Genomic DNA, 14473 nt, shown 5'->3' on the forward strand with positions numbered 1-14473 from the left:
TCGCTCACCTTGCCGGGCCAAGCCCCGGCGTCGGCGAGTAACACCTTCAGGCAGCATTGGCCGGCGCCAGCGTACAGGTGGTGGCAATATCCAGGAAATACGCCAGTGGCGGCGTGGCTTTGCCAAGCGTCTTGGCCTGGTCATCCCAGATGCGCAGTTGCACCGCGTCTTCTGCATGTGGCTGGGCGATGAACGCCGCGGCGCCCGCCTGCGTATAGGTGCCACCCTGCAGTTCCAGGCTGCGTTGCGACGCAAACGACAGTGACTGCCAATAGGCGGATTGCACCGCACACAGATAGCGCTTGGCATCCACATGCAGCTTGATGGGTTCGAGCACCGCGGCCGGGAATACACCGCGCAAGAACGGCAACGCCAGGAACTGGTGCACGTCGTCCACGCCCTCGGCGGCTGGATCGTCGCCCAATTCATGCACCAGGTGGCCCAGGTCATGCAGCAGCGCGGCGGTGATCAGCGCGGCGCTGGCGCCAGCCGCTTCGGCCAGTGCGGCGCATTGCAATGCATGCGCCAGTTGGGAGACGCCTTCGGCGCCGTAGAATTCTTCGCCACGCCGTTCGAACACGTAGCGGATGTCGTCGATGGAAAGTGCCATTGCATTGCCCTCTTCAGTTCAGGATCAGATCAGCGCCTTGCGGATTTGTGCGGAAACCAGATCGATCAGCGATACCGTGATCACGATCATGATCATCACCGCGCAGGTTTCCGCGTACTGGAAGCCACGGATGATCTCGTACAGGATCACGCCGATACCGCCCGCCCCCACCATGCCCACCACCGAAGCCGAGCGCACGTTCGATTCGAAGCGGTACAGCGAATACGAGATCCACAACGGCAATACCTGCGGAATCACGCCGTAGATCACTTCTTCCAGTGGCGATGCACCGGTGGAGCGGATGCCTTCCACCGGCCGCGGATCGATCGCTTCCACCGCTTCGGAGAACAGCTTGGCAAGGATGCCGGTGGTATGGATCCACAGCGCCAGCACGCCGGCAAACGGCCCCAAGCCAACGGCCACGATGAACAGCATCGCGAACACCATTTCATTGATGGCGCGGCAGGCATCCATCGCGCGGCGCACTGGCTGGTATACCCAGGGCGGCACGATATTGGTGGAAGCAAGAATGCTGAGCGGCGCGGCGCAGATCACCGCCAGCACCGTGCCCCATGCCGCGATCTGCACGGTAACGATCATTTCGCTCAGGTAGATCCGCCAGTCGCGGAAACTGGGCGGGAAAAAATCGCCGGCAAACTGGGCCATATTGCCCGAATCGCGGTAAAGATCGAGCGGGCGCATGTCCGCGCCTTTCCACGACCATGCCAGCAGTGCAAAAAAGACCAGCCAGCCAGCAATGGCCCACCAGCTGCGCTTGGGCGGCAACGCTTGCCCGGCGGGCAGTACCTGTTCGGTCATGGCTTCATCTCTTGGATACGGTATCCGGTAAAACGCCCGCACCAGCCGGTGCAGGCGTTGCCGCCACCCGCGCCATACGAGTGGCATGGGGAGGCGGCATGCAGGCTGATTACTTGCTGGCAGCCAGTTGCTTGTTCAGCTCGGCCAGCTTGCCGTTCACTTCGGCGAGTTTGGTCTTGCGCTCATCGGCGGACAGCGTGGTGTCGTCCTCGATCTTGTTCTTGGCACGCGCGAGTTCCAGCTGGCGGGTAGGCAGCAGTTGCGCATCGGTGGAGGCACGGAAGCTGCCGGTGTTATAGATGGTTTTCAGGATCGCCTTTTCGCGTTCGTTCTTGCCATAGCTGGTGAAGAAGTTGCGCACCTTGGCCTTGAACTCTTCCGGCAGATCCTTGCGCCATACCAGCGGGTCTTTGGCGATCAGCGGCGATTTCCACAGGATGCGCAGTTGCGCGTAGCGATCCGGGAAGGTCTTCTGCAGCTTGTCCATCTGCTCGGTGTTGTTGGTGGCCACGTCCACCTGCTTGTTCAGCACCGCCATGATGTTGGTTTCATGGTTGGCATTGCGCACGGTCTTGAAGTGGGTTTTCGGATCGATGTCGTTTTCCGAGAATAGGTAGTAGCCCGGTACCAGGAAGCCCGATGTCGATTGCGGATCACCGTAGCCCAGCGTGTACTTGCCCTTGCCCTTCAACACCTGGTCGATCGACGTGATGCCGCTGTCCTTGTGCGTGATCAGCAGCGACCAGTACCCGGGAGCGCCATCGGCATCCACCTGCTGCGCAAACACTTCGCCACCGGCGCGATCCACCGCCTCGATGGCCGACTTGTTGCCGAACCAGCCCATCTGCACCTTGTTGAAGCGCATGCCTTCGATCACGCCGGCGTAATCGGTGGCAAAGAACGCGTTGACCTTCACGCCCAGATCCTTGCTCATGTCGTCGATCAGCGGTTGCCAGATCTGCTTGAGCGCAGTGGTCGATTCAGTGGAAATCATGCCGAAGTTGATTTCCTTCGGGGCTTCGGCAGCGTGCGCAACCGAGAAAGCGGCAGTGCATGCGATTGCGGTGATGAAACGGCGGAACATCGGTATCACTCCTTGAATGGACAGGTTTGGGGTTGCGGGTTATTCGTAAGCGAGGGCAATGGCGGCTTCGGGCAATACCGGCGCCGGCGGCACGACCGAACCGTGCGAGATCAGCTCGGTGGCCAGCGGGCCGTAGATTTCGCGCAGCAGGTCGGGGGTCAGTTTTGCCGGCAGACCGTCGTACACCACACGGCCCTGGTGCAGCGCGATCACGCGCTGGCAATAGCGCATGGCCACGTCCACCTGGTGCAGCGATACGATCACCGTGGTGCCGTGGTCGCGGTTGATGCGTGCCAGCGACTCCATCACCTTGCGGGCCGCCTCCGGATCAAGCGAGGCTATCGGTTCGTCCGCCAGGATCAGCCGTGCCTCCTGCACCAGCGTGCGGGCAATCGCCGCGCGCTGCTGCTGGCCGCCAGACAGCGTGGACGCGCGCTGGCGTGCGTATTTGTCTATGCCCACCTGGGCCAGCGCCGCCAGGCCACGGTCGCGCTCGGCCTGGGTAAACCATTTGAAGACCGAACGCCACGCCGGTACCCGGTGCAGCATGCCGGTCAGCACATTGGTCAGCAGCGGCAGCCGCCCCACCAAGTTGAACTGCTGGAAAACAAAGCCGATCTGCACGCGCGTGCTGCGCACATCGCGCGCCAGCTTGCCGTTCTCCTGCACGCGCTTGCCGAACACGCTGATGCTGCCCGCACCCTTGTCGGCACAGACGAATCCTGCGATATGGCGCAGCAAGGTGGATTTGCCCGAGCCCGATGCGCCCAGCAACACCACCATCTCGCCCTCGTTCACGCTCAGGCTGATGTCATCCAGTGCACGCGTGCCCGGCGTAAAACTCTTGCTCAAATGCTGTACTTCCAAAGCAGCGGCCATTCGTCCACTCCTGGCGAAACAATGGCGCCGATTGTGACCACCGCAGATGAAAGAGAGATGTCTATACAATGAACAACAGATGACGGGGCATGACTGTCCATCCCCGCGTAAGCACGCTGAAATCCGCCCCGCTGGAAGTCGCCTGCGGATCCCGCTTTTCCGCCTGGAAAAAACAAAACCGGCCCTTGCCGGGGCCGGTTTGAACAGGGCGCGGTGACGCTGATCTACAAAAGCACGACAGCCGGGAAGCTGCCCTTGCGCCGGATGCCGCTGCATGGCTGCTTGCAGCAGCGCATTGCTACTCCGCCTTCTTCGCCGCCACGCTGGCCGGCTTGCCGATGGATTGTTGCAGGTCGGCATCCAGCTGCTTGATCTGCTCCGATATCTGTTGCACCCGGTCCCAGATATCGTGGTCGAGGCGGATCTTGTGCTGCATCGCGCTGATGACCGGTATCAATGCATGCTCGTACGCATGCGCCAATCCCTGCAACACCTTGACAAGCTCGGGTTGCGGCGGGATGGTGATCTCCGGCTGGATGCCGCGCAACGCCGCATCGATGTTTGCCAGGCCATCCCGGCATTCGCGCGCCACCGCAACACCCGGGTCGGGCTTTTCCAGTTGCGCGCTGATGCCGGACAGCGCATCGACGATGCGCGCACTGCCCTGTTCGCCCGCCAGCCGGCTGTCGATCGCCCCCAGCGCCTGCACCATGTGCGATACCTGCTGCGCGATCCGCGTTGCGCCATCGGCATCTGCGCCCCCCATGCGCTTGTGGTTGAGAAAATCACGCCGTATCTGTTCCCAGCGCTCGTGTTCTTCCGGGGTGAGCGCACCTTGCAATTGGGCCAGCTTGAGCAGGTTTTCCTCCGCGCCACTGGTGAGCGTTTGCGCTTCGCCCAGATAGTGATCGCGCACCATGCTGACGAGTTCGACATCGTTCATGATCGCCGACACGCGCATCGCCAGCTTGGCCATGTTGCGGTAACTGCCCTGCAGCCTGAACGGCGGCTCGACACGATACGCATCCGCCTGCGCGGCCGATGCAATGTAGGCAGCGTTCACCTTCATCAGCAGTTCGCGCACCACGAACAGCTTTTGCAATACCGCGACGATTTCGCCCGCTTCCGCACTGCCGTAAGCATGCTTGAAATCGGTCAGCGGTACCGTGTCGCCGGCGGCCAGCCGCAGGAAGCGCCCGATATCGGCCGGGTCGCGATTGGCCAGCGGTGCAAGCACCGGGTTGGCGGTCAGGCTGTTCTCTAAATAAGACAGTGCGAACAACTGCTCGCGGCCGGACAACACATCACCCAGGTTGTAGATGTCCGCCCGGTTGGCCAGCATGTCCGGAATGCGGAATGCATCGCCGGTTTCGGTATACGGGTTGCCGGCCATCACTACGCAGAAGCGCTTGCCGCGCAGGTCATAGCTGCGTGGCTCGCCGCGCCACAGTCCTTCGATGCGGCGCGTGCCGTCGCACAGCGCGATGAAACGCTGCAGGAATTCCGGATTGGTGTGCTGGATATCGTCGAGATACAGCATCACGTTGTTGCTCATCGCTAGGCCGAAGTTGAGCTTTTCCAGCTCCTGCCGGGCGGCACTGTTGCCGGCCTGCGCCGGATCGAGCGTGGTGACCTCATGCCCCAGCGCCGGGCAGTTGATACGCACGAACACCAGCCCCAGCCGGTTGGCCACGTATTCCATCAGCGTGGTCTTGCCGTAACCGGGCGGTGAAATCAGCAGCAGCAGCCCCATCAGGTCGCCACGGCGGGTTTCACCGGCGGTGCCGATCTGTTTGGCAAGGTTGTCGCCGATCAGTTGCAGGTATACCTGGTCGATCAACTGGTTGCGCACGAAGCCCGACAGCGGCTTGGCCTGGTATTGCTCCAGCCGCAATGCCTTGCGATGCGTATCCACGCACGTCTGGCGCAGTTTCTGCAGTGCCTCGAATGGCGGCACCACGTGGGTATCGTAGCCGGTCAGCCGCTGGCGGAATTCGTTCAGGTCCAGCGCCAGCGCGCCCTCCTTCACCCGGCCATGCTGGCCCAGCAGGCCGGCGAGCGACACATTCAGCGCCACGCTGATGCGGCGACGCGGCAGCTCGGCCAGCAGCAGCGCGGCGGCTTCCGGCGCGAAGGCGGCAGGCAGGCTGGCGCCCTCTGCCACCGCTTCGCACCAGTGCTGCGCCAGATACCAGCGCTGCGCCAGCGTACCGGCCTGCAAGCCGGCTTGCAGCGCACCCATCGCGCCACGCCGTTCCAGTTGCTGGTTCAGTTGCGCCACCAGATCAAGCGCATCGCCGCTGGCCGCCCAATCCGGCAGCCCGCTGGTCAGCTCGGCCAGCAGGTAATCGACTACGCTACCCAGCAAGGCGGCATCGGCCGGCAGGCCCTCGCGCCCGACGAAGGCGGCGCAATGCGTGCCCAGGCTATCGCGCAGGCTGTGCAAGGCCTTGTGCTGACCGAACTCCTGCGCGATGCGGCGCGCGTTATCGGCACGGATGCGCCACACGGGTTTCTCCGCCTCCCACACGCCGTGCTGCCAGCACAGGATGGCCAGCGCACGCGGCAGCGGGCCGAAGCGCAGCAGCCCGGCATCGCGGTCCATCGGCAGCAATGCCGCCAAGATCAGGCCGGCATCATGGTCGTGCACCCCTTTCTGGTATCCCTCCTGATAGCGCGGCGCGGCGAATTCGCGCACCAGCGGCAGCAGGCCAGCCTCGTGGTTGAGTGCGGCAAACAATATATCCGCCGGCAGATCGCCGGCATGCATGGCCTTGAGCATCTGCCACGCCAGGTATTCGGCACGATAGACATCGTCGTTTTCCGAAACCAGCGCCTGCGCCCAGAACGGCCGCAATGCATCCAGTGCCGGATCACGCACCGGATCGAAAAAATCAGTGCCGGTTACATGCAGGCACAGCTCGCCATCGCGGCTGACCAGGGTGAGATCAACGGCCTGCGTGGAAACCGTAAAGGTGTGCTTGCCCAGGCGGATGCCATCCGCGGTGAACAGGTCACCCTTGTCGCGCTGGATGCGTACTGCGTTGTCGCGCAGCGTTTTCACGCGGGCATCCAGCGTATCGGCCTGCACGCCGTCGCCCAGCGCACGCAACTGCTCCACCAAGCCACGCAGCTTCACCACCATCGCATCTGCCGCGAAGTAGCTGTGCAGCTCATCGGGCGTGACAAAACGGCTGATGCGTTTCTCGATGCCGGCCAGGATGCGCGTGGCGGCAGCCGCAATCGACTGCACGCGTTGCTGGCGCGCATCCAGCAAGGTCTGGCGCCGACCGGCAAACGCTTCCATCACCGCTTCGCGCTTGGCGAGGATATCGGTAAGGAAAGTCTCCTGCGCGCCGAAACGCGTTTCCAGATCTTCAAGCTGGGTGAGCAGCAGCGTTTGCGATTCCTCGCATTGCTCGGGGCTGGCGGCCAGATCGAGTGCATTGGCCACGCTTTGCGCAAACAGCTTGAACTGCGCCCCAAACTCGGCACTCGATTCGCTGACCGCCAGCGTATCGCGCCGGCTGCGCGCAGCTGCGCGTACCTGGTTGAGCCGCGCGTAGACTTCGCTCACTGCATCAAGGATGCGCGTGCGCACTGTCGGGTCGCCGCTTTCCAGCCCGGACAGCAGCTCGGTCAGCAGGTCCAGCCCGGCAGCGGTGTTGTCCAGCGCATCCAGTTGCGGCGCCAGCAATGCCACGCTGCCGACGGCGGGCAGCTCGGCGGCGATACGCTCCAGCTCCTGGTGATAGGGCGCAAAGGCTTTTTCATCGGCAAGAAAGCGGATGGTTTCATCGGCGATGCGTGTCTGCTCACTGGCCAGTGCGTCGTCCAGCTGCTGCAGCCGTGGCAGGTCGATATAGCGTTGTTCGCGCAGCGCCAGCAATTCGCCGCGCTGGCGGCGCAGCTGCGCCAATGCATCGACAAACTGCTGCGGCAAACGCCAGATGGTGGCGGCAATATCGGTCAGCAGCTGCTTGTTGCCCGCCTCGGCCAGCGCCAGCGCCTGCGTGGCTGCCTTGCGGATGCTCTGCACCTTGTCGAATTCATCCAGCGCCAGCCTTGCGGTATCGGCAATGGTTTTCAGCGCCTGGTCCAGCGCGCCGGCTTCGTCGGCGCCCAGCCAGAAATAGCCATCCAGCAGGCGGGAAATGGCGCGCAACAGGTCTTCGTACGCCAGCCGGCTGGGCACCTGTTCGCGCGTGCTGCGCGCAATGCCATACAGCTCGGAGATGCCGCGCACCAGCTCGGCATTGCCGATACGGCCGAAAAAGCCGGTGGGCGGGGCGCTGGCGGCAAACTCTTCGCTGCAGAAAGGCGTGGCCCACAGCTGCATCGGGTGCGTGCGGCTGGCTTCTTCGCCCTCGATGGTGAACAGCAGCACGCGGCCATCGTCAAAGCGGGCGTAGCCATTGCTGAACAGCGGCGACGACAGCGCCTTGTCGATCAGGTTGTACGCGAGCAGCGCCAGGCGGCCGGCTTGCGGCTCGTAGAAGATGTACAGCACGTCCTCGCCATTGGGCGAGCGGATCATGCGCTTGAACTTGAAGCCGCCTACATCCTCGGCAAAAGTCTTGTATTCGCCATTCTGCAGGTAGCAGCCGCCGGGGAAGACGATGCCGTGGTCTTCCGGCAGTTGCACGCAGGATTCACCGATCTGGTCGATGCGCACCACCTGCAGCGTGCGGGCGTTGTACACCAGGTAGCGATAAGCAGTTTCGCGGTAAGGCAGGATTTTCAGCAGGATCAGCGTGCCCAGCCGCGCGTAGCTGATCTCTGCATCGTTGAGCGACTGCTGCGCATCATCCACCGGATCGCTGAAGATGCCCTTGCCCACCTCGGTATTGTTTTCGATCTTGACGGTGAGGTCACCGCCGATGGTTTCGACAAACAGCGTATCGAGGATGTTGACGTGCGGGTGCTTGCCATTCACATGATCGGCACGCGTGGTGGTGATCCATTCAAAGTCATGTGACGGCGGCAGCACGATATCGCGCTCGCCCCGGTTATCGATGTACTGCGACACCGCACCGGATTTATCCAGTTGCCAGCGGAATACGCGCACATCGGTCGGCCGCATGCCGATCTGGAACGCCACCAGCAGTTTATCGGCGGTTACCCGCAGTTGCCGCAGGCTGGTGTCCTTGTAGTACGCATACAGCTCGCGGAAATCTGCGGCAAACCGCGCGTCATCGAGGAAGCTGCCAGCGGTGCTGACGCTCTGCAGCTCGATCTGCTCGCCCTCGCCAGTCAGCCGGTACAGGCTGAATACATCATCGATGCGCGTTTCCTTGCGCAGCCCGATATACACGTTGTAACCGAACAGCAGCAGATCGCCCACGCGCACCAGATCACGCGCCTGGCAGCTGTTTTCGGTGCGCGCACGCGTGCGGCCAAGCAGGCGCAGTTCGGCGCGGCCAAAGGCGGCAAGGCGCGCATCGTTCAGCGCCGCCGTCTTGCCGGACAGCGCTTCCCCTTGCGTGGCCAGCCGCTGGCGCAGCAAATCATAGCCGCCACTGGCGGCCAGGTCGTGCTCTACGGTCGTCATGAACTAACCTTGAATAGGGCGATGGATCAACGGCAACAGATCGATGGCACGAGCCATTCAGTCAGCGGGTTTCTGCAGGAAGGCCAGCAGCTCGGTGCGGTGCGGATGTGCGGCCAGCCAGTCGCGCGTCTGCTGCAGCCGCGCATAATCGTCCGCGCCGAAGCGCTCGATGTAGCTGGCCTGCTGGCGCTGGCGCGCTTCCGCCTCGCGGATTTCGCGCTGGCCGGCATCGCCGATGATCTGCAACAGCCGGTATGTGCAGCCATCCTGCTGCAGTGCCGCCCATTCCGCAGCATCCATCCACACGCCATTGCACGGGACGCAGCGGTCCACCCGGGCTGGATGATGGCTGGCCAGCCGGTATTTCTGCATCAGTGCGCCGCATTGCGGGCAACACAAGGCCCGTGGCGATGTCTCTGCCACGAACACCAGTTGCGGCGCAGTTGCCAGCAACGGCCCCTCAGCCGATGCCGCCAATACATCCGCCGCAGCGCGCACCCAGCGCTGGTACACCTCGAGATCGAGCCAGAAACCGCCATCGCTGCTCACCAGCGCGGTGAGCCCCGTGGCGATTTCCAGCGGTTGCAATGGCTGTTGATTGGTCGGTGAGTTCATGTGGCCTCCGGTATCGCTGCAAACATGTGTTGTATTCATCATTGCCGGCGGCACCGCCGCCGGCTTAGCTCACACTGCGGGCCTGAGCGTCTGCAGCAATTGCGCCAGTGCCTGCTGCGTAGCCGGGCTGCCGTCCTTGCCCACCTTGTGCAGCAAGCTGGCTACCGACAGGTTCTGCAATTCATCCGCCGAGCTGCCCAGGCTGCCGAGCAGGCCCTTGGCATCAGTGATCAGGTCGCGCTCGCCAGCCAGGTGATCCTTCAACGCCAGTTGCAGCGTATCGCTCTTGGCAATGGTGCCGTCGATGGCCTTGCCGATGGCCAGCGAATTGACGAACTTGCCGAAGTAGTCGCCCTCGCCCCCCACGATATCGATGCGCGCCTTGGACAGCGCCTCGCTCAGCACCAGCGCCTGCTCGCGGGCAATGCCGGTATTGGCTTCGATGGCCTGCATGGTTTCGATGTGTGCGTAATCGAGGCGCAAACGGAATTCTTCGTGTGCGCGCACCGCATCGCTCATGCTCTGCATCGCGCCGAACTTCTCTGCCAGGCCCTTGGATTCGGCAGCAAGGCGCGCTTCGATCACGTTCGCCTCGGCTTCGCCGCGCTTGGTCATGGCAAATGCGGCGGCTTCGCCCTGCTTGGCCACGGCATCCGCATCGGCTGCCTTCACCTGCACATCGGCAAGGCCCAGCTTCTCGCGGCCGGTGGCTTCCGCTTCCATTTTCAGGCGCAGCGCATCGGCTTCGGCAGCGCCTTGCTTGGCAACCGCTTCGGCATCGGCGATCCGGATGCGCGCCTGTGCCAGGCCATCCTTCTCTTTCGCATCGGCCTGCACGTTCATCACGCGGGCAGCGGCAAGGCCCGGCGCAGCGTCGATCGCTTCCATGCCTTCGGCTTCGCGCTTTTTCGCTTCAGCGTCTTTCTCCGCCACCTTGAGCTTGGCATCGGCCAGGGTCAGCTCTTCGTTGGCCTTGAACTTGGCCCGGCGCTCGTCGGCTTCTGCAGCCTTCACTTGCAGCACCATTTTTTCTTCTGCCTGCGCTTCCGCTCCGATCACCACCGCCTTGCGGGTGCGGTCGGCCTCGGCCACCATGCGCAGTTCCTTGATCGCCTCTTCCTGCTCGGCCACCGTGCGTTCCACCACGATGCGCTCGCGGATCACGTCGGCAATCGCTTTTTTCTCGACTTCGATCACGCGTTCCTTGTTGATTTCCTGCAGTGCCACTTCGCGCTCGCGATCAACGATTTCCAGCGAACGGGCACGGGTGACCTTTTCTTCCTCGATGGCCACCGCACGCTTGCGGTTGTTCTCGGCCACTTCCTTCTCGCGCTGCATGTTTTCCTGCTGCACGGCAATCTGCTGATCGGCCTGGATGCGCGCCAGCTCGGCCTTGGCATGCTCTTCCGACTTCACACGATCGGCCTCGGATTTCTCCCGCGCCTGCACGGTGGCAATCTCGCGCTGCTGGCGTGCTTCTGCCTCGCTCTGCTGGCGTTGCAGCGACAGGATGGCCTCGGTGGTTTCCACGTCCTTTTTCTTGATCTGCATCTGTTCATTGCGCTGCAGCTCGTTGGTGGTGACGTGCTGGATGGCGGTCAGCTCGGTGATCTTGCGGATACCCTGCGCATCGAGGATGTTGTTGCGGTCGAGCTTGTCCAGCGGCGTCTGCTCGAGGTAGTCGATGGCCGCGTCTTCCAGCACGTAGCCGGACAGGTTGTCGCCGATCTGGCGGATGATCTCGTCGCGGAACTTGTCGCGTGCCTGATAAAGGTCTTCGAAATCCATCGCCTTGCCCACGGTCTTCAGCGCCTCGGCAAACTTGGCGGCAAACAGCTCTTCCAGCGTCTCCTGGCTGGAGGCGCGCTCACACCCCACGGTCTGCGCGACGCGCAGCACATCTTCCGCAGCCTTGTTCACGTGCACGAAGAACGTCACTTCGATATCGGCACGGATATTGTCGCGGCAGATCAGCCCGGCATTGCCGGCACGCTTGATGACGATGGTCTTGAGCGAGATATCCATCAATTCCATCTTGTGGATCACCGGATAGACCATGCGGCCGGTAAAGGTGACTTCGGGCTCGCTGCGCAGCGTGTTCACGATCATCGCCTTGCCCTGTTCCACCTTGTGGTAGAACTTGATGAACATGAGAAAGGCGCAAAACAGGAAGAAGGCGAAGATGCCGATCGCCATCAGGATGGGGGTCATGACTGCTCCTGGAATTATGGGTATGGATACGGTTGATGTGCAGCGCGGGTCGCTCTGATGGCTACATCAGCGGTCCCCTTCATCGACAGCCACCACGGTGTAAACGTCGCGGCTGGCGTCGTAATCGGTAATCAGCGCGTGATGCCCACGCGCCAGGGTGTTCGGGCTGCTGGCGGCGATGCGGATATTGAAAGGCGCGCCACCGCTAGCCACTTCGGCGCGGCCGAATTTCTCGTCCACGGACTGGGTACTGATCCGGCAGACGCTGCCTACCAGCACCGCCTTGCTCACCGCGTTATGCGTGACGAACAGCCCACGCAGCGGCCGCAGCGTGATGGCCGTTGCCGGCAGCGCCAGCGCAAAGCTCACCAGCAGCAACACGGCGCCCAGTGCGTAGTGCAACACCGTGGGCAACCACAGCAGGTACTGGTGCGCCAGCGCGGAAAACAGCCAGCCATACAGCGAGATCAAGGTGATCACGATGGAGAACGGCACGCTGCCCAGCCCCAGCGCCATCAGCTTGGCGGCAAAATCGCCCATCTCGTGGCCATCCGCATGCATCTCGGCATGGCCGCCATGGTGCAGGTGCAGGGCGTCGTCGGCCATGCCCAGCAACGATGCCAGCCAGTACAGCAGCGCCACGCCGAGCAACACCGTCCAGATCGCCGTCGGGAAGGTAGTTGCGGTTTCAATCAACCTGTCCATGCCCGCTCCCCTGCTTGGTCTGGCAGCGCAGACCGCTGCCATTCAGGCCATTGGCATACAGCGCGGGCAGCAGCCTGCGTTGCCGGCAACGCATTGCGGCGCTCTGTGGTCACTTCGTTCTCTCCCTGCTGTGCCGGTCAGGCCGGTTTATTGTGCTGATTCACGCCACAATGGCGTTCTGCACTGTGCGCAAAGGATACGGCGGCGGAAATCGGTCATCCCCAACAACCCCACATCCAGCGTGGTTGCCGTGCTGCATTGCTTGCACAGCCCACCGTGTTGCGTGTGATATTCATGCTGCGTGGGCAAGCGCTCCCAGTGGCGCTGGGCGCCTGGCGAGTAAAGCACCAGCCAGTAAAACAGCGCGGCAAACAGCAACAGCAGCGGCAGCCCCAGAAAAATTTCAAGCATCATACTTTTTTCTTACGCGCAAATTCAATCAATGCGGCAAGTGCCTGCTCCTTGATCTCCAGCCGTTGCGTTTCCGCCAGTCCGTAGCGTCCGGCCAGGATGCGGTAATCATCGTCGGACAGCGTCACCGTCAGCCGCGGGCGCTTGGGCCGGCCCGAAACCGGCAATCCGAGCACATGGCGGATCTGGTCCGAGTTGCTGATGTTCTGCTCGAACGCGGCACGGCGTACCACCTGCAGCACCTCGTCCTCCACATCGAACGCCACCTGCACCGCACGGATGGCCGGATCGGAGCGTTGCCAGCGCTCCGGCAGCTTGGGCGTACTCATGCGCTGCCTGCCGGCGGTTCGTTGGCAGGTGCCGCCGCAGCCGGCGTATCCGCCGCCGCGCCCGCACGGCGGGCCTTCAGCCTGGCCAGCACGTCTTCCCCGCGCGCACCGGTGTCGCCGATGCCTGCGTCCGCCAGCCGTTTTTGCAATGCCGCGCTGCCGAACTCGGCATCCAGCTCCTCGGCGGCGCGCATCTGGTCTGCCAGCTGGGTATGGCGCTGCTTGATGCGATCCAGCGATTCGCGCGCATTGCCCAGCTTGGATGCGCTGCTGCCCATGCTGGTGGAAATCGATTCGGTGGCGCGGTAAACGCTCTCGGTGGTCTTGGCGACGGCCAGCTCGCGCTCATGCTCGCGGATGCGCGTTTCCGCGGTGCGGATCAACGCCTTGAGGTTGAAGATATGGCCGGCAAATTCCAGCTGCGCCTTCACCTGCGCGGCGCGCTCGGTTTCCAGCTCGGCAATGTGGGCGGCCACATCACCGGCGAGCTTTTCTTCGGTCTTGTCGAGCGCCGCCATCGCGTGTTCTTCGTAGCGGATCACTTCCTTGTCCAGCCGCTCGATCTCGCGCTGGGCGGCTTTTTCCTGCGCCATCACCAGGGTCAGATCGCGCTTGGCCTTGGCAATCGCGGCCTTGGATTCGTAAATTTCCTGCTCGTAGATGCGCGTGGCATTGTTGTCGACAACGCTTTCGCCAATTTCACGGGCGCTGCCACGCAGCGCGGTCAGAATCTTGCTGAATACGGACATGATGTTCTCCGGGTTCCGTGCCTATTGCAGATAGTCGGCCATGGCTTCGAGCGCATCGACGGCGTTGTCGCTCAAGGCCAGCAGGTCCTGCACCAGATCATCGGTGCCGGCATCGCAGGCCAGTGCACCGTAAAGCAGGTATTTGTCGCCTATGCGCCCGAACGACGAAAGCGGAATCGCCACGTTCAGGTCCAGCATGGCCTCCAGCAAATCCATGCGCGTTTCCGGCCGTACATCGCGCTCGGTCCAGACGTAACAGATGCACAGCAGCTGGGTATCGGCCTGGGTGATGAAGATCGGCAATTCCTCCCGCCCGGCGATGGTCAGGCGAAACACCTCGACCTCGCCACTGATGCGTTCGGTATCGACCGGCCCCAGCACCGCAGCCAGTTGCTGGCCAGCAGTCTGGATGCGTTGATGCAAAGCGGTTTCCATGGCGTCTCCTTGCCGTTGATGCTTCAGACTAGAAGTGCAGACATATGATGTCAAGACATTTTATGGCGAGAGGCA

At 62.7% G+C, this 14473-nt stretch carries 12 protein-coding genes; all 12 read right to left on the minus strand.

Annotation, left to right across the window (positions count from 1 at the left end; genetic code table 11):
- Nucleotides 1-46: 46 nt before the first annotated feature.
- The 12 genes from IGB42_RS07770 to IGB42_RS07825 all read right to left on the minus strand — a co-directional run bounded on the left by IGB42_RS07770 (nt 47) and on the right by IGB42_RS07825 (nt 14398).
- A complete protein-coding gene (locus tag IGB42_RS07770) occupies nt 47-610 on the minus strand; it encodes a phosphonate degradation HD-domain oxygenase (protein ID WP_159669476.1) in 564 nt (187 codons plus the stop codon).
- 24 nt (nt 611-634) lie between these two features.
- Nucleotides 635-1429, minus strand: coding sequence for a phosphonate ABC transporter, permease protein PhnE (gene phnE, locus IGB42_RS07775; protein ID WP_159669479.1), 795 nt, complete (start codon nt 1427-1429; stop codon nt 635-637).
- A gap of 109 nt (nt 1430-1538) precedes the next feature.
- Entirely contained in the window at nt 1539-2513 is a 975-nt protein-coding gene (phnD, locus tag IGB42_RS07780) for a phosphonate ABC transporter substrate-binding protein (protein WP_159669483.1), read from the minus strand.
- A gap of 39 nt (nt 2514-2552) precedes the next feature.
- Complete coding sequence (phnC, locus tag IGB42_RS07785; protein ID WP_159669486.1) at nt 2553-3392, minus strand: phosphonate ABC transporter ATP-binding protein; 840 nt, start codon at nt 3390-3392, stop codon at nt 2553-2555.
- Between the two features lie 298 nt (nt 3393-3690).
- The gene (locus IGB42_RS07790; protein WP_159669489.1) at nt 3691-8943 is read right to left on the minus strand and encodes a DNA repair ATPase; all 5253 of its coding nucleotides are present in this window, start codon (nt 8941-8943) and stop codon (nt 3691-3693) included.
- Nucleotides 8944-9000: 57 nt separating this feature from the next.
- The gene (locus IGB42_RS07795; protein WP_159669492.1) at nt 9001-9558 is read right to left on the minus strand and encodes a zf-TFIIB domain-containing protein; all 558 of its coding nucleotides are present in this window, start codon (nt 9556-9558) and stop codon (nt 9001-9003) included.
- Nucleotides 9559-9627: 69 nt separating this feature from the next.
- On the minus strand, nt 9628-11769 hold the full coding sequence (locus IGB42_RS07800; RefSeq protein ID WP_159669495.1) for a flotillin family protein: 2142 nt from the start codon (nt 11767-11769) through the stop codon (nt 9628-9630).
- A 66-nt stretch (nt 11770-11835) separates the two neighbouring features.
- The gene (locus IGB42_RS07805; protein WP_159669498.1) at nt 11836-12474 is read right to left on the minus strand and encodes an OB-fold-containig protein; all 639 of its coding nucleotides are present in this window, start codon (nt 12472-12474) and stop codon (nt 11836-11838) included.
- A 147-nt stretch (nt 12475-12621) separates the two neighbouring features.
- On the minus strand, nt 12622-12888 hold the full coding sequence (locus IGB42_RS07810) for a hypothetical protein (RefSeq protein WP_159669501.1): 267 nt from the start codon (nt 12886-12888) through the stop codon (nt 12622-12624).
- Complete coding sequence (locus IGB42_RS07815) at nt 12885-13214, minus strand: hypothetical protein (RefSeq protein WP_159669504.1); 330 nt, start codon at nt 13212-13214, stop codon at nt 12885-12887. Before IGB42_RS07815 ends, IGB42_RS07810 begins: the two co-directional genes overlap by 4 nt.
- The gene (locus IGB42_RS07820; RefSeq protein ID WP_159669507.1) at nt 13211-13963 is read right to left on the minus strand and encodes a PspA/IM30 family protein; all 753 of its coding nucleotides are present in this window, start codon (nt 13961-13963) and stop codon (nt 13211-13213) included. The genes IGB42_RS07815 and IGB42_RS07820 overlap by 4 nt, the downstream gene beginning before the upstream one ends.
- Before the next feature lie 21 nt (nt 13964-13984).
- Nucleotides 13985-14398: a DUF2170 family protein gene (locus IGB42_RS07825; RefSeq protein WP_159669510.1), complete on the minus strand. Its 414-nt coding sequence runs from the start codon at nt 14396-14398 to the stop codon at nt 13985-13987.
- Between the last annotated feature and the right edge of the window lie 75 nt (nt 14399-14473).

This window comes from Andreprevotia sp. IGB-42 (assembly GCF_009848685.1).
In the GTDB taxonomy this organism is placed as follows: domain Bacteria; phylum Pseudomonadota; class Gammaproteobacteria; order Burkholderiales; family Chitinibacteraceae; genus Andreprevotia.

What these genes read in the sequence shown, in the direction of transcription:
- IGB42_RS07770 (WP_159669476.1), bottom strand. Translation starts at nt 610, where the DNA reads ATGGCACTTTCCATCGACGACATCCGCTACGTGTTCGAACGGCGTGGC.
- phnE (WP_159669479.1), bottom strand. Translation starts at nt 1,429, where the DNA reads ATGACCGAACAGGTACTGCCCGCCGGGCAAGCGTTGCCGCCCAAGCGC.
- phnD (WP_159669483.1), bottom strand. Translation starts at nt 2,513, where the DNA reads ATGTTCCGCCGTTTCATCACCGCAATCGCATGCACTGCCGCTTTCTCG.
- phnC (WP_159669486.1), bottom strand. Translation starts at nt 3,392, where the DNA reads ATGGCCGCTGCTTTGGAAGTACAGCATTTGAGCAAGAGTTTTACGCCG.
- IGB42_RS07790 (WP_159669489.1), bottom strand. Translation starts at nt 8,943, where the DNA reads ATGACGACCGTAGAGCACGACCTGGCCGCCAGTGGCGGCTATGATTTG.
- IGB42_RS07795 (WP_159669492.1), bottom strand. Translation starts at nt 9,558, where the DNA reads ATGAACTCACCGACCAATCAACAGCCATTGCAACCGCTGGAAATCGCC.
- IGB42_RS07800 (WP_159669495.1), bottom strand. Translation starts at nt 11,769, where the DNA reads ATGACCCCCATCCTGATGGCGATCGGCATCTTCGCCTTCTTCCTGTTT.
- IGB42_RS07805 (WP_159669498.1), bottom strand. Translation starts at nt 12,474, where the DNA reads ATGGACAGGTTGATTGAAACCGCAACTACCTTCCCGACGGCGATCTGG.
- IGB42_RS07810 (WP_159669501.1), bottom strand. Translation starts at nt 12,888, where the DNA reads ATGATGCTTGAAATTTTTCTGGGGCTGCCGCTGCTGTTGCTGTTTGCC.
- IGB42_RS07815 (WP_159669504.1), bottom strand. Translation starts at nt 13,214, where the DNA reads ATGAGTACGCCCAAGCTGCCGGAGCGCTGGCAACGCTCCGATCCGGCC.
- IGB42_RS07820 (WP_159669507.1), bottom strand. Translation starts at nt 13,963, where the DNA reads ATGTCCGTATTCAGCAAGATTCTGACCGCGCTGCGTGGCAGCGCCCGT.
- IGB42_RS07825 (WP_159669510.1), bottom strand. Translation starts at nt 14,398, where the DNA reads ATGGAAACCGCTTTGCATCAACGCATCCAGACTGCTGGCCAGCAACTG.